This is a genomic window from Pseudomonas sp. S2_E02 (assembly GCF_054668355.1).
The window spans coordinates 1624579-1648775 of record NZ_CP162761.1 but is presented as its reverse complement, the minus strand read 5'-3'; the positions used below and the strand labels follow the sequence as shown (position 1 = coordinate 1648775).

Sequence of the window (24197 nt, the reverse complement as noted above, 5' to 3'; positions counted from 1 at the left end):
GGCAGGTCTCAATGGCACGGGAACGCGGCGCTGTGGCGGGTATCGTGGGCGGCGTTGTGTACCGCTTCGATGTGCGAGAAACCGGCAAAGTAAACCAGACTGGCGCCGAGGATCGATGCAAAGATCGCGGCGGTCAGGCGTTGGCTCAGGGTGGTGGTGCTGGCGATTTTGTCCGTGTTGCTGCCGGTGCTGCTGATAATCGACATGGCGCTTCCCTCTGGAGTGTCAGCGGGTGAATAGAGCGCATGAAAACCCCTGCGGGTCGGGCTCGCAGAGGTTCGAACAGCGCCCGCCCACCGCGGGTTTGTTATGTGCAGCGCCGCACAAATGCGGGCTGTGTGTTGCGGGCCGGTCTCCGGGCTCACGAGGGGCTGGCGTCAGGCCGACCTGCAAGCGTCACCTTCCCATACCGTATTGGCACAGTGGTTTTGACGCTTCGCTCGCTTACCGTTGCGGGGGCAGCACCGGACTGACATGGGCTTGAGTAAAGCACATGATTCACCGGTTTCCCGTTTCACCCTGTGAAGGGCACCCGTAACAAGTTGTGTAGGAGAGCATGGGCGGGGGATTTGAGTCAATCGACGCCTAGCGCATGATCAGCAGGACGTACACCCCCAGCGCCATCAGGAACGCATAATAGGATTTGATTCGCGTCAGGCTCAGCAGCCACGCCAACGCCACCGGCAGGATCCATGGCATGGCCGCCAGGTGCTGGCTGGCCAAAGGATAGAGTGAGACCGCCAGCAGGCTGACGAGCATCGCCACCGATGTGTATTTTCCCAGACGATCGATGAAAGCGCGGGCAGTTGCCGAAAGCCGTTCGACATCGACGGCCAGCGGCAGCAAGCGGCAGACGATCGAAACCAGCGCGCAAATCAGTACGTACAGCCAGAAAGTACCAGGTTCAATCATAGACATAGCTCGTCAGAACGGTGATGGCGAGCACCAGCAGCAAGCTGACCTCGCCCAGCCACAACAAGCTCGCGGCGGTGGCCAGGCCGGCAATCCATTGCGCATGGAAGCTGTGACGGTCGCGGGCCATCTTGCCAAGCGAAGCGCTGATGAAAATCGCGATCACCACACTGACGTGATCCATCACTGCGTTGTCGGCCACGCTGGCGAAACAGTACCCGACCACGGTGCCAAGCAGGGCGGCGGCGTACAGCAGAAAGCACACGGTGTTGGCATACGGGCGGCTGATCGGTTGCTGATCCTTGCGGATCGACATCAACGTGAAAGCCGCATTTGCCATCACCGCCAGGGCGGGGACGAACGCTTTGACCGGGCCCTGGAGGCTGGATTTCAGGCTCAGTGTGAAGACCAGAAAACGCAAGTTGATACTCAGCGCCGAGACCAGCACGCCAAAGGCGTTAAGCAGGTGCGCGGGGGTTTCCAGCAGCGTCAGTTGCAACGGCGAGGCCATTACCGTACCGCTGAAAACCACCATGGCCGGAAGATCCAGACCATGGCGGCGCCCGAGCATGCCGATCAGGGTGAAGGTCAGCAGCAGCGAGAAGACGAACGGTAGCGCATCGCGGATACCGGTCGCGATCTCGCTGCGCGACGCCGGTTTTGCCAGGTTCGACTCAACCAGCATGAGTGCTGTGCCGCGAGCCGGCCAGCAATTGCTCTACGCCGTTCTTGTAGGCCAGGGCTTTTTCCAGGTAGTACTCGGTGGAGAAGCGCGGAATGAACTCTTCCACCACGGCCACCCCCCGATAGCCGTTGACCGCGAAGCGATTGAGCACATCGCTCAGGCGCAAGTTGCCTTCGCCAATCGGCAGATGTTGATGGTGGGTGTTGTTGAGGTCGGCAATGTGCAGATGCCGGGTAACCGGCGCCAGATCGGCAATGGCTTTGAACAGGCTTTCACCATACGGCAGCAGTGAGCACAGATGCGTCACGTCGATGGTCACGAAGCACCCGGTCTCCTTGTGAAAGCGCAGGTGTTCCTCGACGGTGAAGACCGGGAATTTCGGCCGCTGACCGCCCATGTTCTCCAGGCACAGGGCGATGCCATCGGTGTTGCAGCGCTTGGTCACCTGGTTGATCGCTACTATCAGGTTGTCCAGCAGTTCGCCGTTTTCCAGTTGATCTTTGTAGCCGGGATGAAAAGTGACGCTGGTGGCGCCGGCCTCGTGGGAAAACTCCACGGCGGCACTCAGACAGTCCACCGCTTGGGCACGTTCGGTCAAATCCGGGGAGCACAGGTTGTACTGGCGACCCCACCATCCGGCGTGGACGGTCAGCGTGATGCCATTGTGTTCGGCGAAGCTGCGGATTTTCCCGGCAAGCTCAGACCGGTCTTCGGCGCTCAGCGACCAGAAGGTTTTTTCGGCGTCTTCGCCGATCTCGAACTCGACCGCTTGGAAATGTCTGGCCAGATCGGTGATCGAACCCAGGATGTCTGCTGGGTTGTCGTAGACATTGGTGGAAAAGGAGATCATCGGGAAGTGAGCGCTGATCGGGCCTTCGATGTGATATAGCGGGTCTTTACGGGTCATTGCGCTGGTCCTTGCGTAGTGAACTCTGGGTGGGTGATCGCGGCGTTGAAGTCCGCCGGGTCGTCGGCGTCGCTGCAGCCCAGCAGCGTGTAGCCGTGGCGGTCTGCGGAACGGCTGATGCTCTGGCCGAACTTGTCGGGGTTGAGGTTCACGCGTAATGCAAACGGGTGTTGCAGCAGGCGTGCCTGGAGCTGTTGCGGATCGGCGGTCGGGGCCGCCTCGATGTAGCGGATCGCCATTTTGGCGTAGGTTTTCTCGGGCGTCGGCAGTGACGTGCCGGCCATCGCGGCGATGGTGCTGGCTGCCAAATGCACCCCTGTGGTTTTCCAGACCATCTCCCAGATCTGGTCACCGCCGAAGCGGGTCTGGGTTTCGATGAATTGCAGGCGTGAACCGTCCAGCTTGATTTCCGTGTGGGCCGGGCCCCAGCGGTTGCCCATTCGCCCGAGCAGCCACAGCACCGCTTCTTCGATCTGCGCGGCGGTTTTCTCGTCGAGCCCGGCAGGAAAGTCATGCCCGGTTTCGACATAACCGGGGGCACCGCTGGTGTATTTGCGCGTGATGCCGAGAATCCGGTGCTGGCCATCCAGGCTGAGGGATTCAACGCTGTATTCGTCGCCGCTGGCGAAGGCCTCGATCAGATTGTTTCCCTCCAGCGAGAGGTGTTCGACATCCTCGGGCCTGTCTATGGCATAGACGCCCTGACTGCCCGAACCGTTGACGGGTTTGACGATGGCCGGGCCATGGCGCAGCACGAAAGCGCGAGCCTCGGCACCATGGTTGATAGCGGCAGTGGGCAACTCGTAGCGACTGCCTTTGAGCAATTGGCGAAACAGCAGTTTGTCGCGACTGACTTCCACACTGCGCAGGTTGTTGTGGACGATGCCCAGACGTTCGCCCAAGCGTGACGCGGGCAACAGGCCCAGTTCCGAAAACGAAACCACGGCATCGAATGGCGATTGCCGGTGAAGCCGTTCTACCATCGTGCTGTAGGCCGGCAGATAGGCGATGTCAGGCGTCAGCAGTAGCGTTGCGCGCTCGCGCTGATAGTCAGATAACTCGCCGGGTTGCTGGACGAGAGTAAATCGAAACTGCCGCGCAGTATCCCAATCCAGTCCCGAATCACGCCCGCCGATGAGCAGAATGTGTTTGGTGTTCGCCGCCGTGGGCTGCTCGCCGTAGACATCAATGTCGCTGACGGCGAGCAAGGATTGTCGCAGGCGGGCGGTGTCGGGTTGCCTGAACTCGATGTACAGGTAGTTCTGAAAACCGTTGCTGACCGGTCCGATGGCTTCGCCCGGAGTGACGTAGGCGTACCAACGCTGGAAACCTGGCAAGCGGCAGATCCGGTCGGCGCCGTGCAGTCCGTCATAGAGCCGGTCTGTGCGGGCAAAAGGGGTGGCGATGCCGAACGCATCCGGCGCTTCGCTGGCGCTGGGCAGAGGCTCGGCGGACAGCGCGCGGTGGTAGCAGACATCCAGCGCCAGCCCCCAGGCTTGGCGAATCACATGAATCCGGCTGCCGCCGGGGCGTGCGCCGACTTCGAGGACTCTTGGCCCGCGGGGGGTGAGAATGAACTCGACATGGGCAAACGTGCCTTTGAGCGCTAACGCTTTCACGGCGTCATGGGCCAGGCGATGGCAACGCTCCTTCAGCGCTGCGTCGGGCTCCAGCAGCGACGGCGTGTAGCGGGCGAAATGGTGAAAGTCGCCGCGATCGATATCGACGCCGGCAATCACATCGACGATCGGAAAACTGCTGATCGTGCCATCGGCGGCAATCGTGCAGTCGATGGAATGGTTGGAGCCCTGGAGAAATTCCTCCAGCAGCAGTTGATCGGTTTCGCGGCTTTTGCCCGCCACATAGCGCTGCAGCGCCGGCCATTCATGACGGGCGTAGTCGAGCAGATCCTGCTGATCGTCGATGCAGCGTACGAACAGGCTGCTGTAAAGGTTCGCTGGCTTCAGGATGAACGGATAGGGCAGATCGCCCGGGCGCGCCAGCAGGTCGTCGATACGAACCTGGCGAGAGACCACGTGCAGATCCAGGTTGCGCGACTGTTGGAAGCATTGGCGTTGCAGCACCTTGTCCAGCGTGTTTTCCACGTTACGGTGCAAGTGGGCCAGCGCCGGCAGCGCCGCACACAGCCGCCCCGTGATCGCGACATAGCCTTCACGGAAATTCAGGACACTGGTGAAGCCATGCTCGTCCAGCAACTGCTGCGTCAGCTGGATCAGATCCGCGGTCAGCCCTCTGGAAAAGTCGTACAGCGCCACCGGAGAGATCTGTTTCGCATCGGCGATCTTGCTGGTTTTGCGACTATCGGCAATCAGCAAAGGGGTGATGCCCTCGGCAATCAGGCCCTCGTATTCTCCGTCACGAATATTGCCGATGATCAGGCAGGCCGCAGCACTCATTCGTCAACCTCCTGATCGAAGCTGTAGTGGACCCGGTTCAGGCGTTGGCAAATGTGAGCCAGACGAATCCGGTCCACGCTGTAGGCGCCACCGCTCAAGACATTGCGAATGATGTGCGCCAAGGCATCCAGGTCTTCGCTGCTGATGCCCAGACGAGTGATTTCCTGAAGGCCGAAGCGCAGGCAGTCGCGGCCATTGATCTGTTTATTGTTGATCCGGATCCCCAGTTCATTGAGCTGCTGCGCCGCTTGCCGGGCCCGTTCGCCTTCGAGCAACAGCAGGTGCGTGTCGGAGGGGTGCAGCGTCCAGCCCGGCAGGTCGGCGAGTGCGTCGTGCAACTGGCGAGTATTGGCGCACATGCGTTGGGCGTAGGCCTGGCCGTAGCGCTGGGTTTCCAGCAGGCTGACGAACAGTTGCAGCAGACCGGGCAGATTGGGCGAGGACACCAGCGCATCGCTGAGCGTTTGCTCGATCCGCTGGGCCAGATCGGCACGCCGGCAGACGATCAGTGCCCGGTGCGGACCTGCCAGGGATTTGTGGGTGTTGCCTTGAAGAATATCCGCCCCCTCGTCAAGCGGATTGGGAAAGGCCTTCCCGGCGATGAGGCCCAGAGTGTGCGACGCATCGTAGATGATCAGTGTCCGCTCAAAGCCCCGGCGGTTCAGCAGCGCGCGCAGTGGTTTAAGGGCGATTACCCGTGTGGTCAGACCATGATCGAGCAGTACGGCTGCCGGTTGTAGACCGCACGACTGGAGTTGCCGATCAACGTCCCCGAGATCAATTTGTCCGTCAGCCGTCAGTTTCAAAAAGACGCTGTGCCGGCCCATCTTCTGCACCAGAGGCCCGGTTGCGAAATGCCCGCCGCTTTCGGGCGCCAGTGATAATACGCAGTCGCCCGGCTCGGTCAGGGCGGCCAGCACGCTCAGCGTGCAGTGCACGCCGGAGAGCACACGGTATTCGACGAACGGCGCGTTGAACATTGCCTGCACGGCTTGGGTCGCCAAAGCCTTTAATGTTTCGACTTCGGGGAAGTGTTCGACCTGCATACCATTGAATTCGGCGGCATAGCATTGACCGTCAATGGCCTGTGCATTGAACAAGTAACGCTCGTAATGGCGATTCTGTCCTAGCGTGCGTGCAGTCTCGGACAATATGTTTTCATTGGCGGTCAGCGATAGTGTGGAAGTTCTTCGTGCGCACGCCTGTTGAAACTGTTCAATGATGAAGCTATGCGCGAGTGGGGTACTGACTGAAAGTGCATGAGTCGAATGATTCATTAGTAGTCCGCCAGGTCGAAGTCGATAATCAACATATCGCGACTGCCGCGATCCGAATTAATGCTCGATGTTTGCAGTGGGGAAACTTCATGCAGAAGTATTCGGTCATTCAAGACGACGGTTTCCAGATAGTCAGTCAAAGTTGCACTGAATACTTGGCCACCTTCTTCATCAAATATCCGGCTTTCGCCACCGATGACATGCTGACGTTGAATCAGGTGTTGAAAGACAAAATCGTGCCCGTCGCGATGTCGGCCCTCAGGAGTGGCCTGGCCAGCATTGCCTTGATCGCAGAGGATACGGAACTGATGGCAGGTCACGAGCCAGTCGCGCGGGCCCAGCGCCATGTCCAGCAGTGCCAGGTCGGCGGCCAGCAGTGTCTGTAGAATCGGGGAGTCAATGAACGTCGCCTCGCAGCGGGTGTAGGTGCGCTGCACCCCGCCCAACAGCGGGTTGTCGGTCTCGGCTTGAAAAAAGTGGCAGTCTTGTAGCGCCGTCCACTGGCGTTCCCGTTGGCGATACTGGAACTTGCAGATACGTCGTTCGCGAAGACCGTTCTCTGCGCTGAGATACGCATCGGTATGCAAATGCTCCCAGGTCGCATTGAATGCCCTGCATGCTTCGCGTCCCAGCAGCGCAACATCCAATGCTGGATAGTGGGCACTGTGCGCATAGTGGCAATTGCGCAGTAGTTCGGAAAGTTCCTTTAGTCCGGCATCACTTGATAGCCGTAACGCGTTACCGGCACTCATGTTGTGGATACCCATGGGTGCAGGAAAGAAATAGGCAGGATCAAATACTGATAATAATCAGCCATGCAAGAAATCCTTTCTTGAGAGACTCATAGTCCTTGTGCGAACTCATCGTTCATATCTTGTATTGATTTATCAATTTGGTTTTTGTAAAGATATGTAATCAAATGCGCGCAGCCGCTCTATTTCAGGGTTTAACTCGGTGGTGGTTTTTTAATTTAACGGATAGGGCATGTAAGACATAACTTACAACTACTTATTAAGTGAGAAGTGTTCGCAATCATTAGATGGAAAAGTTGCTGTCCTTATAACCACAATGATCCAGGCGTTGACCCGCCTGCCGTGCATGCGTAGCCTTGCGCATTCGAGGTTCTCCGGCGTGTGCCGGAGCTAAGAAGGGAACGCGGTCAATGCCGCGGCTGCCCCCGCAACTGTGAACGGTGATGTTCGCTGCCACGCCACTGCCAGCTCAACTTATGAGCCCGCGGGAAGGCGCAGCCAACGCCAGGCCCAGCGCCTGAACACCGTCAGCCAGGAGACCTGCCTCGTCACAGATTCTCACTACAACCGGGCGGGGTGATCCGGTGGCGAACTCTCCAGGCACGCACGCGCGTTGCCGGTTCTCGTCCCGTATGCCCGCCGCTTGCCAAAGGGCATACCGATGAAAACACTGGCCAAACTCCCCGTCACCATCGTCACCGGCTTCCTCGGCTCGGGCAAGACCACGCTGCTGCGGCACATGCTCGACAACGCTCAGGGCCGTCGTATCGCGGTGATCGTCAACGAGTTTGGCGAGTTGGGCATTGACGGTGAAATCCTCAAGCAATGCACCATCGGTTGCACCGAAGAAGAAGCCACCGGTCGCGTTTACGAACTGGCCAACGGCTGCCTGTGCTGCACCGTTCAGGAAGAGTTCTTCCCGGTGATGCGCGAACTGGTTGCCCGTCGCGGCGATCTCGACCATATCCTTATCGAAACCTCGGGCCTGGCCCTGCCAAAACCGCTGGTACAAGCCTTCCAGTGGCCGGAAATCCGCAGCGCCTGCACCGTTGATGCGGTGATCACCGTGGTCGACAGCCCGGCCGTCGCTGCTGGCACTTTCGCCGCGTTCCCGGATCAGGTTGATGCCCAGCGCAAACTCGATCCGAACCTCGACCACGAATCGCCACTGCACGAACTGTTCGCCGATCAACTGGCCAGCGCCGACCTGGTGATCCTCAACAAGGCCGACCAGACCAGCGCGGAAGATCTCGCTCGTGTCCGCGCTGAAGTCGCCGAAGAGCTGCCGCCAGCAGTGAAAATCATCGAAGCCAGCAACGGCCGTCTGCCGCTGGACGTGCTGATCGGCCTCGGCGCCGGTTCCGAGGAGCACATCGACAGCCGCCACAGCCATCATGATCACCACCACGGTGAAGGCGATGACGACCACGATGACCACGATCACGACGCCTTCGATTCGATCTCCATCGAACTGCCACAAGCCGACGAAAGCCTGCTGCTCGACGCCCTGACGCAACTGGTGGTCAAGCACGGCATCCTGCGCGTCAAAGGTTTCGCCGCCATCCCGAACAAGCCAATGCGTCTGCTGATCCAGGGCGTGGGTACGCGTTTCGACAAGCATTTCGACCGTCAGTGGGGCGCTGATGAAGCGCGCGTCACGCGTCTGGTGTTGATCGGCCAGGAGCTCGACGCCGCGCAACTCGAAGCGCAACTGCGCGCTGCGCTCAGCGTTTAAGCCATGCACCTGCTCAGGACTCAGCCCGGCGGTTTCGTCTCGGATGACAACATTGCCGACCTTGGCCAAACCCCCGCCGAGCTGGTGATCCTGTGCAGCGGCGACTCCAGTCTGGCGCTGCTCGCCGAAGCCGCGCAGCAGTTGCCGGAAGATTACCCGAGCCTGCGTCTGGCCAACCCGATGCAGGTGCAGAATCACGCTTCGGTCGATTTGTACGTCGATGAAGTGCTGCGCCACGCCAAGGTGATCCTGATCTCGCTGCACGGCGGCATCGCCTATTGGCGCTACGGCGTCGAGCGTCTGATTGAACTGTCCGAGCGCGGTGTGCAGGTGATTCTGGTGCCGGGCGATGACCGTCCTGACCCGGAACTCAGCGACCTGAGCACCGTCAACGCTGTGGATCGTGATCGCCTCTGGCAATTCCTGCGCCAGGGCGGACTGGGCAATGCGCTGGACTTTTTCCGCTGCCTCGCCAACCGTTGGCTGGCTCGCGATTACGTCTGGGAAGAACCGCAGGCGCTGCCGCGCACGGCGATTTACCACCCGAATAAAACCAGCGCCGCACTGAGTGACTGGCAAGCCGATTGGCTGCCTGCACATCCGGTCGCGGCGGTGTTGTTTTACCGCTCGCATCTACAAGCGGCGAACACCGCGTTCATCGATGTGTTCTGCCAGCGCTTGCAAGCGGCGGGGCTGAATCCGCTGCCGATCGCGGTGGCCAGTCTGAAAGAACCCGGCTGCCTGACGGTGGTCGAGGACTGGCTGGACGAGGTTGAGGCCGGGGTGATTCTCAACACCACCGGGTTCGCTCAATCCAGCCCGGAAGCGCCGCATCTGCGACCGTTTCGCCGCAATATCCCGGTGATCCAGGCAATCTGCGCGCAGGACAACGAGCCCGGCTGGCGCGACAGCGAGCAAGGCCTGGGGCCACGGGATCTGGCCATGCACATTGCCTTGCCGGAACTCGACGGGCGCATCATCAGCCGACCGATCAGTTTCAAGGATCTGGCCTGGCGCAGTGAGCGCAGTCAGTCCGATGTCGTCTGCTACCGCGCGCAACCTGAGCGCATGTATTTCGTCGCTGAACTGGCGCGGCGCTGGATTGATCTGGCGCAAGTACCAAATGGCGAAAAACGCATCGCATTGATCCTCGCCAACTATCCGACCCGTGATGGCCGCATCGGCAACGGTGTCGGTCTCGACACGCCGGCGGCGGCGCTGAACATCCTGCGTGCATTGCAGGCTGAGGGATATCCGCTCACCGCTGAACTGCCGAATAGCGGCACCGAGTTGATCGAGCAATTGCTCGGCGGCGTCAGCAACGATCTCGACACCATTGATCTGCGTCCGTGCCAGCAAAGCCTGGCGATGGACGCTTATCTGACGATGTTCAACGCGCTGCCCGAGGCCAATCGCAGCGCTGTGATCGAACGCTGGGGCACGCCGCAAAACGACCCGATGTGCCGCGACGGGAGGATGATGATCGCCGGTCTGCGCTTCGGCCTGACCTTCGTCGGTATTCAGCCGGCGCGCGGTTATCAGGTCGACCCGAGCGCGGTCTATCACGACCCCGATCTGGTGCCGCCGCACGCTTATCTGGCGTTCTATTTCTGGTTGCGCAACACCTACGGCGCCCACGGCGTGATTCACGTTGGCAAACACGGCAACCTCGAATGGCTGCCGGGCAAAGGCGTCGGTCTTTCGGAGAACTGCTGGCCGGATGCGTTGCTCGGTCCGCTGCCAAATATCTATCCGTTTATCGTCAACGATCCGGGGGAGGGCGCGCAGGCCAAACGGCGCACGCAAGCGGTGATTATCGATCACCTGATGCCGCCGCTGACCCGTGCCGAAACCTACGGCCCGTTGCGCAATCTGGAGCTGCTGGCCGACGAGTATTACGAAGCGCAGCTGCTTGATCCGCGCCGCGCCCGTGAACTGCAGCGCGACATTCTGCTATTGGTCCGCGAGACGCAGATCGACCGCGAACTGCAACTCGATGCCGCGCTGGACAGTGATGCCGACGCGGCGATCTGGTTGCCGCGCCTGGATACGTATTTGTGTGATTTGAAGGAATCGCAGATTCGCGATGGTTTGCACATTTTTGGTGAATCGCCGAGCGGGCGTTTGCGCATTGATACGTTGTTGGCTTTGCTGCGTATACCGCGTGGCGATGGCAAAGGCGCGCAGTCGAGTTTATTGCGGGCACTGGCCAAAGCATTCGAACTCGGTTTCGATCCGCTCGATTGCGCGCTGGCCGACCCTTGGTCTGGTCCGCGCCCCGATCAATTGCGATCAATCGGCGACGAAGTCTGGCGCACCGCCGGCGATACCCGCGAACGCCTCGAACTGTTTGCCACACAGCTGATTTCCCAAGCCCTGCACGATCCATGTGGGAGCGAGCTTGCTCGCGAAGGCGTCGTGTCAGCCAACACTTCATTCACTGACACACCGCTTTCGCGAGCAAGCTCGCTCCCACAAGGTCCGGGGTGGTCTGATGTGAATGCGATTATCCAGTCGCTGCGCGAAGTCGTCGCCCCACGCCTCGATGCCTGCGGCCCCGCTGAAATGCGCGGCCTGCTCGACGCCCTCAGCGGTCGCTTCGTCCCCGCGGGCCCCAGCGGTGCACCCAGCCGTGGTCGCCTTGACGTGCTGCCCACCGGCCGCAACTTCTACTCGGTCGACGTGCGCAACCTGCCGACCACCACCGCGTGGCGCATCGGTTTCCAGTCGGCGACGTTGGTTCTGGAACGGCACCTGCAAGACCACGGCGATCACCTGCGCCAGCTCGGATTATCCGTGTGGGGCACCGCGACCATGCGCACTGGTGGCGACGACATCGCCCAGGCCATGGCACTGATGGGCGTGCGTCCGGTGTGGGCCACTGGCAGTCAGCGCGTTGATGATTTCGAGATTCTGCCGCTGAGCCTGCTTGATCGTCCGCGCGTCGATGTCACGCTGCGAGTTTCCGGGTTTTTTCGGGATGCCTTCGCCAACCTGATTCGCCTGTTCGACGCCGCCGTGCAAGCAGTGGCAGCGCTGGACGAGCCGGACGACCTCAACCCGCTTGCGGCGAAAGTGCGTGCCGAGCGCGAGGCGCTGCGGCAATCGGGCCTCGACGAGGACACCGCGCGGCGTCAGGCCGGATGGCGGATCTTCGGCGCCAAACCCGGCGCGTACGGCGCAGGCGTGCAGGGCGCCATCGACGGTCGCTTGTGGCAGAGCCGTGAAGATCTCGCTGAGGTTTATCTGAACTGGGGCGCGTACGCCTATGGCGGTGCTGATGAGGGCACCGCTGCGCGCGAGCAGTTCGTTCAGCGCCTGAGTCAGGTACAAGCGGTGCTGCAGAATCAGGACAACCGCGAGCACGACCTGCTCGATTCCAATGATTACTACCAGTTCCAGGGCGGCATGCTCGCTGCCGTGGAAAGCTTGCGCGGTGAAGCGGCGGCGAGTTATCACGGCGATCACAGTCAACCGGATCTGCCAAAGATTCGCACCTTGAAAGAAGAGCTGAACCGGGTGATCCGCTCACGAGCGGTCAATCCGAAATGGATCGACGGGGTCAAGCGCCACGGCTATAAAGGCGCGTTCGAAATGGCTGCGACGGTTGATAACCTGTTCGCGTTCGATGCGACGACGCAGTTGATTGATGACCACCAGTACGCTTTGCTGGCCGATGCTTATCTGCTGGATCCGGCAACGCGGGAATTTGTTCGTGAGCATAATCCGCACGCGCTGCGGGATATGACCGAGCGGATGCTTGAGGCACAGCAGCGGGGGATGTGGCAGGAGCCTGGGGCTTATAAGGAAGCGCTGGAGAATCTGCTGCTGGATATTGAGGAAGATATGTAACCGGCCAAAAGCTACCCTCACCCCAGCCCTCTCCCGGAGAGAGAGGGAGCCGATTTGCGTTGCTGTCGAAGTCTGAGTTCGGCCCGACATATCAGGTCGACGGAATTCGAAAGAACACCTAGGTCAGTTCCCTCTCCCCAGGGGAGTAAGGGGGTAAGGGAGCCGATTTGTGTTGGCTTTGGAGCCTGAGTTCAACTCGATAATTCGGGTCGGCGCAACTTGCAAGAACACCGCAATCAGTTCCCTCTCCCCCTGGGAGAGGGCTAGGGTGAGGGCCACCCCGACTGACACACCACAACACTCAAGCACACCAAAGACCACGACAGAGAAAACCCAAATGACCGACACCCCGCATTTCCCGCTCTCCGCCGTGGTCGGCGCCGATGACCTCAAGCTCGCCCTGTGCCTCACCGCCATCGACCCGAAAATCGGCGGCGTGCTGATCGAAGGCCCGCGCGGCATGGCCAAATCCACCCTGGCCCGGGGCCTGGCCGATCTGCTCGCCAGCGGTCAATTTGTCACCTTGCCGTTGGGCGCCACCGAAGAACGCCTGGTCGGCACCCTCGACCTTGACGCTGCCCTCAGCGAGGGCCGCGCACAATTCTCACCAGGTGTGCTGGCCAAGGCTGACGGCGGCGTACTCTACGTCGATGAAGTCAATCTGCTGCCCGATCACCTCGTCGATCTGCTGCTCGACGTTGCCGCCAGCGGCACCAATCTGATCGAGCGCGACGGCATTTCCCATCGGCATTCGGCGAAGTTCGTGCTGATCGGCACGATGAACCCGGAAGAGGGCGAGTTGCGTCCGCAACTGCTTGACCGCTTTGGCCTGAACGTCGCCCTCAGTGGCCACACGGCACCGACCGAGCGCGGACAGATCATCCGTCGGCGACTGGATTTCGACAGCGACCCGCAAGCGTTCTGCGCACAGTGGCAAGCCGAGCAGCAAGCCTTGCGTGCGCGTTGCGAAAACGCTCGTGATGCCCTGGCCAATATTCCGCTGGATGATGCCGCACTGGCGCAGATCACCGAGCGTTGTTTCGCCGCCGGGGTTGATGGTCTGCGTGCCGACCTGGTCTGGTTGCGCGCCGCACGTGCCCACGCAGCGTGGCGCGGAGCTGAGGTGATTGGCGCAGAGGATATCGACGCTGTCGCCGAGTTTGCCCTGCGCCATCGGCGCCGTGAGCAAGCGCCATCGAATCCGCCGCAACCGGCCCAGTCGCCGGCCGCGACTCAGGCATCACCGAGTGAAGGGCAGGGCCAGTGGGGCGACATGCCGGCGCCTGCGCTCGCCACCGGCGCCCGCCGCGAAGTGCCGAGCTGGCCAAAAAAGCCTTAGGCATTCGCCCCCGATCCGACGCGGGGGCGAATGCCAGACCCCGCGCCGGTCGGCTGGACAACGGACGCCAAGGCAAGCGCCATAAGGCGCGCAGCGGTACAGTAAATTGGCCGGGCACGTTGCTCAACGGGCGTCCCCGGACGCGTGAAGATTTGCTGTTTCAACTGCGCACGCGCTCACCGCATGAATTGTGGCTTGTGATTGTCGATGCCTCCGCCTCGACCCGCCGCCATCAGGCCTTGAGCGATGCCAAAGGTTTGCTCGCGCAATTGTTCGATGATGCTTACCGGCAACGGGCACGACTCGCATTGTTGACGGCCAGTGGCTCGGTGCCGAAATGGCAGGTGCAGGGATTGAAGGCGTCCAGCGGCTTGCGGATGTGGCTGGACGCTTTGGGTGCAGGCGGTGGCACGCCGTTGCTGGCGGCGCTGGAGCAGGCCGGGCAGTGGCTGACGGTGCGGCGCAAGCGCTTTCCTGCCGAGCAGCAACGCTTGCTGGTGGTGACCGATGGGCGTCTGAAACAGTGGTCGGGATTACCCGCGCTGGGGTGTCCGGGGTTGCTGATCGACATCGAGCGTGGGCCGATCCGGTTGGGCCGGGCCAAGGATCTGGCGACGGAGCTGGATGCGCAGTATCAACATATCGATGAATTGATTTCCCTCTGATACTTTCTGTGTCTGGTCGGGCCTCATCGCGAGCAGGCTCACTCCTACAGGGGAACGCATTCCAAATGTAGGAGTGAGCCTGCTCGCGATTGCATCGACCCGGTCTAGAGCCGAACACTCAAAACCCGCATCACTGCTCTATGCTGCACCCAGCCCCAATCACAAGGAGTGAGCGATGCGCGTTCTGGTCAAAAACCCTCAAGACGACTTCCGCGTCAAAGCCTATGCCGGCACCAACGGCGTGCTGCTGGCCATGGACCTCGCCGAGTCCCGGCGCCGAGGCTTGCTCGGGTTTGCCATCGAAAAGCAGCAGGGCGCCAAACCCTGGTTGTTCCTGTTCAACAGCCTGACCTTCCCGAATAAGGCTCACACCTTTCCCCAGTTCCACGCCACCCCAAGCGATAAAGCCCCGCTGCAGAAATTTCGCTGGGCCGATTACGCGGTCAATCCGGGCATGACCCTTCACTATCGCGTGCATCTGGCCTACGGCACTGCGGATGCCGTGCAGTTGGGTGAGCCGCTGGAACTGACGATCACCTCCGATGACGGTCACCCGAGCAATCAAAGCGTGATATTCAACCGTGCGGTCGCCGCCAGTCAGGCATTCCAGCGCAAGTTTCCCGATCTGGACGCGCAGATCAGCGCCAACAAAAACATGCCCATCGAAGCCTGGCCCGATGCCGCGCGACAGTGGCTGGAAAACGGTTTGCTCGGGCGCTTGCTGGGGTTTATCGAGCGTGCGGTCGATGGTCAGTGGGCGCTGGACATCGCGATTTACGAGTATCAGTTGCAGGCAATCGTCGATGCGGTGAACGCGGCGTTCACGCGAGGCGTACAGGTGCGGGTGCTGTATCACGCCCGGCCCGATGATGAAGACACCACGCTCAACGAAGCGAGCCTGGCGGCACTGCCTCCTGCGAGCAAACGCGGGCGGGTGACCCACAACATCTTTCACAACAAATTCATGGTCCTGAGCCGCGTCGATGCCAGCGGCACTCATCAGCCTGAAGCGGTTTTGTGTGGCAGCACCAATTTCACCGCCAACGGGGTTTATCGTCAGGCCAACGTGGTGCATGTGCTGGACGATGCATCGATTGCCGCCAGTTATCTGCAGACGTTCGAGCAGATCTGGGCGCAGCCTGATGATATCGGCGTTACCCGTGACTGGATTACTGAACACAACCCGATGAATCCGCAGCAACCTGTGTTCGCCGGGTTCTCGCCGCGCACCGGCGGGGCCGATCTGCAGGCGTTCGTGCAGATCATCAGCGCGGCGAAAAAGGACGTGCTGTTCGTCACCGCGTTCTCGCTGCCGGACGCGATTCTTAACGCGTTACTCGGCCAGCCCCACGACGATGTTTTGCGTTATGGCCTGCAGAACACTGCCAGCCGAATCACCGGTTTTCACGCCGACCGCAGCGCCGAATTCGCCGCCACCGCATTGCTCAACACCGGGCTGGAAGGCTGGCTGCGCGAGAACATGAAAGGCCAGAAAGGCAATCTGCTGGTGCACACCAAAGCCGTGGTCACCGACTTCACCACGGACACACCAACGATCATCAGCGGCAGCCACAACCTCAGCGTTTCGGCGAGTAATGGCAACGATGAAAACTACCTGATCATTCGCGGCGACACCGATCTGGCGGATCGTTACGGGCTGGAGCTGCTGCGGTTTTATGAGCATTACCGCTTTCGTTATTTCGCCAAGAAGCTGGCGTTGAAGCAGGTGAGTCCGTTGGCGGTGGATGACCATTGGACGAATGACTATTACATCGAAGGGGATTTGCGGCAGTTGTCCCGGCTGCGCTTCGCCGGCCGCTGACATTGCCCCTGCGGCAGCTCCTACGGGGGAATCTGGAGCGCTGTTACAAATTTAGAAATGATTTGCCGCTGTAGGAAATGTTCCCAAAGCCTGTACGCTCCAAGGCCATTTTTCATTCAGGATTTGCATGAACACCCTCTCGGAGCCTCCCAGTCGCACCTTCCCCTCGCGCCATGGCGCGGTCTTGACGCACTCGCAGCATCCCGTTTTCCGACATCCGACTATCGTTGCTAACGCGGCCCCAGAGCCTTCGCGTTGCGCTTTGCCGTGTCCGGCAGCCTGAATTCATCGAGAGAGATAGAGACGTTTTATGGAATGGTTAGCGGATCCCACGGCCTGGTTAGGCTTGTTGACTTTGATCGTGCTGGAACTGGTGCTGGGTATCGACAACCTGGTGTTCATCGCAATTCTGGCAGACAAGCTGCCACCGCATCAGCGTGACCGCGCGCGGATTATTGGCCTGTCGCTGGCGCTGATCATGCGCCTTGGCCTGTTGGCGAGTATTTCCTGGCTGGTCACCCTCACGCAGCCATTGTTCGAGGTGTTCGACAAGAGTTTCTCTGGTCGCGACCTGATCATGTTGTTCGGTGGTGTGTTCCTGCTGTTCAAAGCGACGATGGAGTTGCATGAGCGATTGGAAGGCCACGTTGGCGAACGCTCGAGCAACACCGCCTATGCGCTGTTCTGGCCGATCGTCGCGCAGATTGTGGTGCTCGACGCAGTGTTCTCGCTGGATGCGGTGATCACGGCCGTGGGCATGGTCGATGAACTGGCGGTGATGATGATCGCGGTGATCATCTCGATTGGCTTGATGATTGTCGCCAGCAAACCGCTGACGCGCTTCGTCAACGCGCACCCGACGGTGATCATGCTGTGTCTGGGCTTCCTGATGATGATTGGTTTTGCCCTGACGGCCGAAGGTCTGGGCTTCCACATTCCGAAAGGTTATCTGTACGCCGCCATTGGCTTCTCGATTCTGATCGAGGTGTTCAACCAGATCGCCCGGGCTCGGCGCAAGCGTTCGATGCAGGGTTTGCGGCCGATCCGCGAGCGCACGGCTCACGCGGTCATGCGCTTGCTGGGTGGGCGTAAACTGGCGGCGGAAGAGGTCGGCGAGGAAATTGCCGACCTGCTCGACGACGGTGACGCGCCAAGCGCGGAACTGTTCGACCGTCGCGAACGGGTGATGATCAGCGGCGTGCTGCAACTCGCCGAACGCCCGATTCGCGGGCTGATGACCGTGCGCGCCGATGTCGACACGCTTGATCTGGCCGATGATCGTGAAGCGATTCGGGCTCGCTTGATGCACTCGTCCTACTCGCGTCTGCCGTTGATTCGTAACGGTGCGGTGGATGAGCCGTTGGGCTTCGTGCACAAGAAAGAATTGCTCAAGGAGTACCTGGCCGGCGCCGAGCCGAACCTGGAACACCTGGCGCGCAAGACCATCAATTTGCTCGACAGCTACTCGATCCTCAACGCGCTGGAGCAAATGTGCGCCGCCTCGACGCACATTGCTTTTGTGGTCAACGAGTTCGGTGATTTCGTTGGTGTATTGACCATGACCGACATCCTCGAATCGATAGCCGGTGAGTTGCCCGATGCCAGCGAAATCGAAGGCCCGGATGTGGTCGAGGAGCAGGGCGGGTTTATCGTCAGTGGTGCGTTGAACCTGTCGCGAGTGCGCCAACGCACCGGGTTTGGTGCGCAGCCGACCGAGGACTATCAGACGATGGCCGGGTTGGTGATGAGCCTTCTTGATCGTCTCCCGGTCATTGGTGATCGTCTGGAACTGGATGGCTGGCAGATGACGGTCAAAGCGGTGGATGAGCGGCGGGTGACGCGGGTGCTTTTGGAGCGCACGCCAGCGTAATCCTTGAGTTCTCTACTAACTGTGCCGGCCTCTTCGCGAGCAAGCTCGCCCCCACCTTGGAACGCGTTTCAAATGTGGGAGCGAGCTTGCTCGCGAATGCTTGGGTTCAGGCACCGCAGTATTCACTGATGAAAAGTGTAGCGATCCTTCCCGATATGCTTTGACGCAAACAACGCCCCTTACGCCTTGAGCGCCGCCTGATTCAGCGAATCGAAATCCTCGACCCGGGTCTCACCGATACTGGTTGTCACCGTTCGAGGAATTTCCGCAGGCGAGCACGTGCAACAGTGCGCAGAGTACGAAGTGTCTGACGCAGCCAAGGCAGATCATGCGTTTGTTTGCGGACGGCAACGGGTGCTTTGGTCTTGCCGATATGCTCGGCGAAATCCCGTGCGAGGGTTTCTTCACTGCCGATGCCTTTGAGTTTTTTCACCAGCCTACCGTTCTTGTAAAACAGCACGGTGGGCGTGCCGGTGACCAGCGGATGGCGCGGGGACTCGCTGGTATTGAGCATGTAGATATTGGCACGATATCGGTATGGCTCGGCCGTCTGGCGAAAAATCGGTCCGGCCCATTCGCAGGCGGGGCAGTGTTCGTTGGCGAAATACAGAATCACCGGGCGCCAGGTTTTCAGTGTTTTTCGATAGGTGGCCGGCAAGGCTGCGAAAGGGGTTGTCGAGTTCATTGGAAACTCCCTTTTCGGAATGCAGTGGTTCACGGAAAAAGCGAGCCGTCACGAGATGAAAGCTCGCTTTCAAGAGTATTGGCTCAGAGCAACTTGGATAGCGTTAAATCGCTGAAATAAGAGCCAAGTTCATCAAACGTACCGTCATTTGACTCTGCCTTCACCGTGAATTTGAGTGTCGCAAGAGGTGCTTCGAACTCTTGGAACTTGATCGTCCAGTTCTGACCTCCAGAGACGTCAAGTTTAACCAGGTCGCCTGTCGGAAGTGGTTGCACAGTGACGCGGCCAGCATAGCCAGGCAGTGTTTTCATTCTTGCCGAGATCATGAATTTACCGCCGCCCTCGCTACCCAGGAGAACGTCCTGACTAATGGAGTCAGGAGTCGCGATTATGCAGTGACCATTCACATAACTGACGTTTTCTTTATTTGTTGCGGTCCAGTGGTCGCCTTGATTGGCGAAATCACCGTTTTTTATCAGGTTGGCCATTTCAAAAGTCCTTATTGAGATTTTGAGTTCGATTCCTGACCCGTTCGGTCCAAACCAGTAGGCCTATCAATTCACCGGTCAACAACTGTCAACTCTGACAGGTCAAGCCGCAAATCCGATGAACGGTCACCCGTGCTCAGTCCATTTTTCAAGTCCGATTCATTGCTCTATGTGTGCATCAATTGGTCGCGCAAATGCCCTTGAATGTGACGTTACTTCCCAATTGGTTGCCCTCAGTAGCGACGGTCAAACTTCTACTGGCAATAGTCGCGTGTAGATACGCGGGCTAACTTGTTGAACCGATTAATGTTTCCGAGGACCTGGGTTTTATTGCCAAAGCTATGGCACACTTTCTGCTGTCTATTCCGTAGTAACAAACCGTGTTCCGGTATAGCGGAATAAACACCATCCTGGAGTGCTTGCCATGCATCGCCGTCCTTCGTTGTTAAAAGCGTGTGTTTTTGTTCTTGCGGCTTCGTCCGCTGTCATGGGCCTGGCCCAGGCAGCCGACAGCAAGCTCGACAGTGTTCTGGCCCGTGGCAAGTTGATCGTGGGTACCGGTAGCACCAATGCGCCGTGGCACTTTCAGGGCGCGGACGGCAAGTTGCAGGGGTTTGATATCGACATCGCCAGGATGGTGGCCAAAGGTCTGTTCAACGACCCGAGCAAGGTCGAATTCGTCGTGCAGTCGTCCGATGCGCGGATTCCCAATCTGCTCACCGACAAGGTCGACATGAGTTGCCAGTTCATCACCGTCACCGCCAGCCGTGCGCAGCAGGTGGCGTTCACCCTGCCGTACTACCGCGAAGGCGTCGGCCTGCTGCTGCCGAACAACAGCAAGTACAAGGAAATCGAAGACCTGCAAGCCGCCGGCGACAGCGTCACCGTGGCCGTGCTGCAAAACGTCTACGCCGAAGAGCTGGTGCATCAAGCATTGCCAAAAGCCAAGGTCGATCAGTACGACAGCGTCGACCTGATGTACCAGGCCGTGAACTCCGGCCGCGCCGATGCCGCCGCCACTGACCAGTCTTCGGTCAAATACCTGATGGTGCAGAACCCAGGTCGCTACCGCAGCCCGACCTATGCGTGGAGCCCCCAGACTTACGCGTGCGCAGTCAAACGCGGCGATCAGGATTGGCTGAACTTCGTCAACACCGCACTGCATGAAGCGATGACCGGCGTTGAATTCCCGACTTATGCGGCGTCGTTCAAACAATGGTTCGGCGTTGACCTGCCGTCGCCTGCGATCGGTTTCCCAGTCGAATTCAAATGATCCCGTGAGAGTGGGGCGATTAAAGTCGCCCCGCTCAAGGTACTGCTGACCATGAACTATCAGTTGAACTTTGCCGCCGTGTGGCGTGATTTCGACACCTTGCTGGCGGGGCTCGGTCTGGGCCTTGAACTGGCCTTGGTGTCGATCGCCATCGGCTGCGTGATCGGCCTGCTGATGGCGTTCGCCTTGCTCTCGAAGCATCGCGCCTTGCGCGTGCTGGCCTCGGTGTACGTCACGGTGGTGCGTAACACGCCGATTCTGGTGTTGATTCTGTTGATCTACTTTGCGTTGCCGAGTCTCGGGATTCGTCTGGACAAGATCCCGTCGTTCATCGTCACCCTGTCGTTGTATGCCGGGGCGTACCTGACCGAAGTGTTCCGTGGCGGTTTGCTGAGTATCCCCAAAGGCCAGCGCGAGGCCGGACTGGCCATTGGTCTCGGCGAGTGGCAGGTCAAGGCCTACGTCACCGTGCCGGTAATGCTGCGCAATGTGCTGCCGGCGCTGTCGAACAATTTCATTTCGCTGTTCAAGGACACCTCGCTGGCCGCCGCAATTGCGGTGCCGGAGCTGACCTATTACGCGCGCAAGATCAACGTCGAGAGCTACCGGGTAATCGAAACCTGGCTGGTGACCACGGCTTTGTATGTCGCGGCCTGTTACCTCATTGCCATGTTGCTGCGTTACCTCGAGCAGCGTCTGGCGATCCGCCGATAGGAGGCTGCGATGTACGAATCTCCCAGTTGGTTACATGAATTGTGGCTCGCGCGTGAGCCGTTGTGGCAGGGTTTTCTGACCAGCGTGCAAGTGTCGGCGCTGGCGATTCTGCTCGGCACGATGCTCGGCGTGATCACCGGTCTGGTGCTGACCTACGGCAAATTCTGGATGCGCGCGCCGTTTCGTTTTTACGTCGACCTGATTCGTGGCACACCGGTGTTTGTGCTGGTGTTGGCCTGCTTCTACATGGCGCCGGCACTCGGTTGGCAGATCAGCGCATTTCAGGCCGGGGCCTTGGGCCTGACGCTGTTTTGCGGTTCCCACGTCGCCGAGATTGTTCGCGGTGCATTGCAAGCCTTGCCGCGCGGGCAAATGGAGGCGAGCAAAGCCATCGGTCTGACGTTCTATCAATCCCTTGGCTACGTATTGTTGCCACAGGCGCTGCGGCAGATCCTGCCGACCTGGGTCAACTCGTCCACGGAAATCGTCAAGGCGTCGACCTTGCTCTCGGTGATCGGCGTCGCCGAATTGCTCCTCAGCACGCAACAGATCATCGCCCGGAACTTCATGACCCTGGAGTTCTACCTGTTCGCCGGTTTTCTGTTCTTCGTCATCAACTACGGCATCGAATTACTCGGCCGGCACATTGAAAAGCGGGTGGCCCTGCCATGACTCAAGCTCAAGTTTCCCCACAGAATCAGGCGTTGCTGGACATCCGTGGCCTGCACAAACAGTACGGTGCAGTCGAAGTGCTCAAAGGTGTCGATCTGAGCATGCAGCGCGGCAACGTGGTCACGCTGATCGGCTCCAGCGGCTCGGGTAAAACCACGCTGCTGCGTTGCGTGAACATGCTCGAAGAATTCCAGGGTGGGCAGATCCTGCTCGACGGTGAATCCATCGGCTATGACGAGGTCAACGGCAAGCGTGTGCGGCATGCGGAAAAACTCATCGCCCGCCATCGTGCGATGACCGGCATGGCGTTCCAGCAATTCAACCTGTTCCCGCATCTGACCGCATTGCAGAACGTCACCCTGGGCCTGCTCAAGGTGAAGAAAATGCATAAGGATGAAGCTGTGGCGCTCGCCGAAAAATGGCTGGAGCGCGTCGGCTTGCTGGAGCGACGCAATCACTTTCCCGGTCAGTTGTCCGGCGGTCAGCAACAGCGTGTGGCGATTGCCCGGGCGATTGCGATGAACCCGAGCCTGATGCTCTTCGATGAGGTCACTTCGGCTCTCGACCCGGAGCTGGTTGGTGAAGTGCTCAACGTGATCAAGGGCCTGGCCGAAGACGGCATGACCATGCTGCTGGTGACGCACGAGATGCGTTTCGCCTTCGAGGTCTCGGACAAAATCGTTTTCATGAATCAGGGGCGGATCGAAGAGCAGGGGCCTCCCAAGGAACTGTTCGAACGTCCGCAATCGCCGCGTCTGGCTGAGTTTCTGAAAAATACGCGGTTTTAATCTTACGTTTTCACATCAGGAGAAACACCCATGAGCATTACGCGTTACGGCACCGGCAGCACCGCCGCTGGCGGCCAGCCACGTCCCTTCGCTCGCGCCGTTGAAGCGGATGGCTGGCTGCATGTGTCCGGCCAGGTGCCGGCGGTGGATGGCGAAATCATTGTTGGCGGCATCGTCGAGCAGACCCACCAGACCATGAAGAACCTGATCGCGATTCTCGAAGAGGCCGGGTATGGCCTCGAAGACGTGGTGCGTGCCGGCGTGTGGCTGGATGATCCGCGGGATTTCAGCAGTTTCAACAAGGTTTTTGGCGAGTACTTCAAGCCTGAGCACGCCCCGGCGCGGGCCTGCGTGCAGGCGAGCATGATGGTGGATTGCAAGGTCGAGATCGATTGCATCGCCTACAAGAAGAAGGCTTGAACTACACATCATCGTTCCCACGCTCTGCGTGGGAACGCCTCACGGAACGCTCCGCGTTCCAAGGGACGCAGAGCGTCCCGGGCTGCGTTCCCACGCGGAGCATGGGAACGATCATTAGCGGTAAACTCCCGGCGACTTTGAATGGGAACCACTGAAATGACCGAAGACACCATCAAACGCCGGGCTCGCGGTCTGGACCGGGCGTTCGATATTCTCGATTTCCTCAAGGAGATCGGCCAGCCGCTGCGCCCGAATGACATCGCCAACGGCATCGGCAGCCCGAAATCCACGGTCTACGAACTGGTTGCATCGTTGCTGGAACGGCGAATTCTGGAGCCGGTGGGCAAGGACGGTCATGTCTACCTGGGCCGGCAGCTGTACTTCCTCGGTCAGGCGCATTTGCGTCATTTCGACCTCAGCCGCGAGGCCGATCATGCCTTGCAGGAGATCGTCAGCCAGACCCGTGAAACCGCGCAGATGTGCCTGCTCAACGGGCGTAAATACACCGTGGCACTGATGAAGGAGGGCGAGCGGCATTTCCGCATTTCCTCCGACATCGGTGAAAACGCCCCCATCCCGTGGACCGCTTCCGGGCGCCTGCTGCTTGCGCATTTAAGCGATCAACAGATCATCGACCTGATCGACGAAAACGACTTCATCCTGCCCGACGGCGAGCGCCTGCCGCTGGAGCGTTTTCTGGCGGAAATCCGTCAGGCCGGCATCGATGGTTTCTTCTCCTTCGACAGTGTTGCCGACACCTTTACCCATTGCTTCGCCGCCCCGGTCAAAGACGCGCAAGGCGTGGCCATTTGCACCTTGTGCATCGTCGCGCCACGGGCCGATGCGAAAAACAATTACAACGACTATCGCCGGGTGCTGATCGAGAGCGCCAACAGCCTCGCCCGGCGGATCAACGAATAACGG

21 protein-coding genes and 2 riboswitches are annotated in these 24197 nt (G+C 59.7%); of the genes, 12 read left to right on the top strand and 9 right to left on the bottom strand.

All coding sequences use genetic code 11. The annotated features are described in order from the left end of the window. Positions 1 to 8: 8 nt before the first annotated feature. The 7 genes from AB4O01_RS07430 to AB4O01_RS07400 all read right to left on the bottom strand — a co-directional run bounded on the left by AB4O01_RS07430 (position 9) and on the right by AB4O01_RS07400 (position 6950). Entirely contained in the window at positions 9 to 206 is a 198-nt protein-coding gene (locus AB4O01_RS07430; RefSeq protein ID WP_093430890.1) for a CbtB domain-containing protein, read from the bottom strand. A 123-nt stretch (positions 207 to 329) separates the two neighbouring features. Continuing rightward, positions 330 to 551: riboswitch (cobalamin riboswitch) on the bottom strand. Positions 552 to 585: 34 nt separating this feature from the next. Then, positions 586 to 912 (bottom strand): hypothetical protein, encoded by a 327-nt coding sequence (locus AB4O01_RS07425; RefSeq protein WP_093430893.1) that lies wholly within the window; start codon positions 910 to 912, stop codon positions 586 to 588. Continuing rightward, the gene (locus AB4O01_RS07420; RefSeq protein WP_093430896.1) at positions 905 to 1597 is read right to left on the bottom strand and encodes an AzlC family ABC transporter permease; all 693 of its coding nucleotides are present in this window, start codon (positions 1595 to 1597) and stop codon (positions 905 to 907) included. Before AB4O01_RS07420 ends, AB4O01_RS07425 begins: the two co-directional genes overlap by 8 nt. Next, a complete protein-coding gene (locus tag AB4O01_RS07415; protein WP_099756449.1) occupies positions 1587 to 2504 on the bottom strand; it encodes a sugar phosphate isomerase/epimerase family protein in 918 nt (305 codons plus the stop codon). The genes AB4O01_RS07420 and AB4O01_RS07415 overlap by 11 nt, the downstream gene beginning before the upstream one ends. Beyond that, positions 2501 to 4921: an ATP-grasp domain-containing protein gene (locus tag AB4O01_RS07410; RefSeq protein WP_460091179.1), complete on the bottom strand. Its 2421-nt coding sequence runs from the start codon at positions 4919 to 4921 to the stop codon at positions 2501 to 2503. Before AB4O01_RS07410 ends, AB4O01_RS07415 begins: the two co-directional genes overlap by 4 nt. After that, complete coding sequence (locus AB4O01_RS07405) at positions 4918 to 6198, bottom strand: hypothetical protein (protein WP_460091178.1); 1281 nt, start codon at positions 6196 to 6198, stop codon at positions 4918 to 4920. The genes AB4O01_RS07410 and AB4O01_RS07405 overlap by 4 nt, the downstream gene beginning before the upstream one ends. Continuing rightward, positions 6198 to 6950 (bottom strand): 2OG-Fe dioxygenase family protein, encoded by a 753-nt coding sequence (locus AB4O01_RS07400; protein WP_186624549.1) that lies wholly within the window; start codon positions 6948 to 6950, stop codon positions 6198 to 6200. Before AB4O01_RS07400 ends, AB4O01_RS07405 begins: the two co-directional genes overlap by 1 nt. 350 nt (positions 6951 to 7300) lie before the next feature. Then, positions 7301 to 7512, top strand: a riboswitch (cobalamin riboswitch). A 99-nt stretch (positions 7513 to 7611) separates the two neighbouring features. Here AB4O01_RS07400 and cobW point away from each other — a divergent pair. The 6 genes from cobW (at position 7612) to AB4O01_RS07370 (ending at position 18233) form a co-directional block, all read left to right on the top strand. Then, positions 7612 to 8685, top strand: a complete 1074-nt coding sequence (gene cobW, locus AB4O01_RS07395; RefSeq protein WP_093430911.1) for a cobalamin biosynthesis protein CobW — start codon at positions 7612 to 7614, stop codon at positions 8683 to 8685. Positions 8686 to 8688: 3 nt separating this feature from the next. Continuing rightward, positions 8689 to 12537: a cobaltochelatase subunit CobN gene (gene cobN, locus AB4O01_RS07390; RefSeq protein WP_460091176.1), complete on the top strand. Its 3849-nt coding sequence runs from the start codon at positions 8689 to 8691 to the stop codon at positions 12535 to 12537. Between the two features lie 337 nt (positions 12538 to 12874). Further along, a complete protein-coding gene (locus tag AB4O01_RS07385) occupies positions 12875 to 13876 on the top strand; it encodes an ATP-binding protein (RefSeq protein ID WP_460091174.1) in 1002 nt (333 codons plus the stop codon). Continuing rightward, complete coding sequence (locus AB4O01_RS07380) at positions 13858 to 14541, top strand: vWA domain-containing protein (protein WP_286079811.1); 684 nt, start codon at positions 13858 to 13860, stop codon at positions 14539 to 14541. The genes AB4O01_RS07385 and AB4O01_RS07380 overlap by 19 nt, the downstream gene beginning before the upstream one ends. 175 nt (positions 14542 to 14716) lie before the next feature. After that, the gene (locus tag AB4O01_RS07375) at positions 14717 to 16363 is read left to right on the top strand and encodes a phospholipase D-like domain-containing protein (protein WP_460091173.1); all 1647 of its coding nucleotides are present in this window, start codon (positions 14717 to 14719) and stop codon (positions 16361 to 16363) included. A gap of 310 nt (positions 16364 to 16673) precedes the next feature. Next, positions 16674 to 18233, top strand: a complete 1560-nt coding sequence (locus tag AB4O01_RS07370; protein ID WP_460091172.1) for a TerC family protein — start codon at positions 16674 to 16676, stop codon at positions 18231 to 18233. A 247-nt stretch (positions 18234 to 18480) separates the two neighbouring features. On the opposite strand, the gene AB4O01_RS07365 is transcribed toward AB4O01_RS07370, so the two are convergent. Together AB4O01_RS07365 and AB4O01_RS07360 are read right to left on the bottom strand one after the other, a co-directional pair. Next, complete coding sequence (locus tag AB4O01_RS07365) at positions 18481 to 18918, bottom strand: thioredoxin family protein (RefSeq protein ID WP_460091171.1); 438 nt, start codon at positions 18916 to 18918, stop codon at positions 18481 to 18483. A gap of 83 nt (positions 18919 to 19001) precedes the next feature. Further along, positions 19002 to 19406, bottom strand: a complete 405-nt coding sequence (locus AB4O01_RS07360; protein ID WP_460091170.1) for a hypothetical protein — start codon at positions 19404 to 19406, stop codon at positions 19002 to 19004. A gap of 424 nt (positions 19407 to 19830) precedes the next feature. On the opposite strand from AB4O01_RS07360, the gene AB4O01_RS07355 reads away from it, so the two are divergent. From AB4O01_RS07355 to AB4O01_RS07330, 6 genes are all read left to right on the top strand, one after another. Further along, positions 19831 to 20679, top strand: a complete 849-nt coding sequence (locus AB4O01_RS07355) for a transporter substrate-binding domain-containing protein (protein ID WP_460091169.1) — start codon at positions 19831 to 19833, stop codon at positions 20677 to 20679. A 51-nt stretch (positions 20680 to 20730) separates the two neighbouring features. Next, positions 20731 to 21393: an amino acid ABC transporter permease gene (locus tag AB4O01_RS07350; protein WP_460091167.1), complete on the top strand. Its 663-nt coding sequence runs from the start codon at positions 20731 to 20733 to the stop codon at positions 21391 to 21393. Positions 21394 to 21402: 9 nt separating this feature from the next. Beyond that, entirely contained in the window at positions 21403 to 22065 is a 663-nt protein-coding gene (locus AB4O01_RS07345; RefSeq protein ID WP_116254839.1) for an amino acid ABC transporter permease, read from the top strand. Next, positions 22062 to 22853, top strand: coding sequence for an amino acid ABC transporter ATP-binding protein (locus tag AB4O01_RS07340; RefSeq protein ID WP_093430931.1), 792 nt, complete (start codon positions 22062 to 22064; stop codon positions 22851 to 22853). The genes AB4O01_RS07345 and AB4O01_RS07340 overlap by 4 nt, the downstream gene beginning before the upstream one ends. A gap of 30 nt (positions 22854 to 22883) precedes the next feature. Further along, positions 22884 to 23273, top strand: coding sequence for a RidA family protein (locus AB4O01_RS07335; protein ID WP_007912330.1), 390 nt, complete (start codon positions 22884 to 22886; stop codon positions 23271 to 23273). Between the two features lie 156 nt (positions 23274 to 23429). Further along, the gene (locus AB4O01_RS07330; protein WP_093430933.1) at positions 23430 to 24194 is read left to right on the top strand and encodes an IclR family transcriptional regulator; all 765 of its coding nucleotides are present in this window, start codon (positions 23430 to 23432) and stop codon (positions 24192 to 24194) included. The last annotated feature ends 3 nt before the right edge of the window (positions 24195 to 24197 follow it).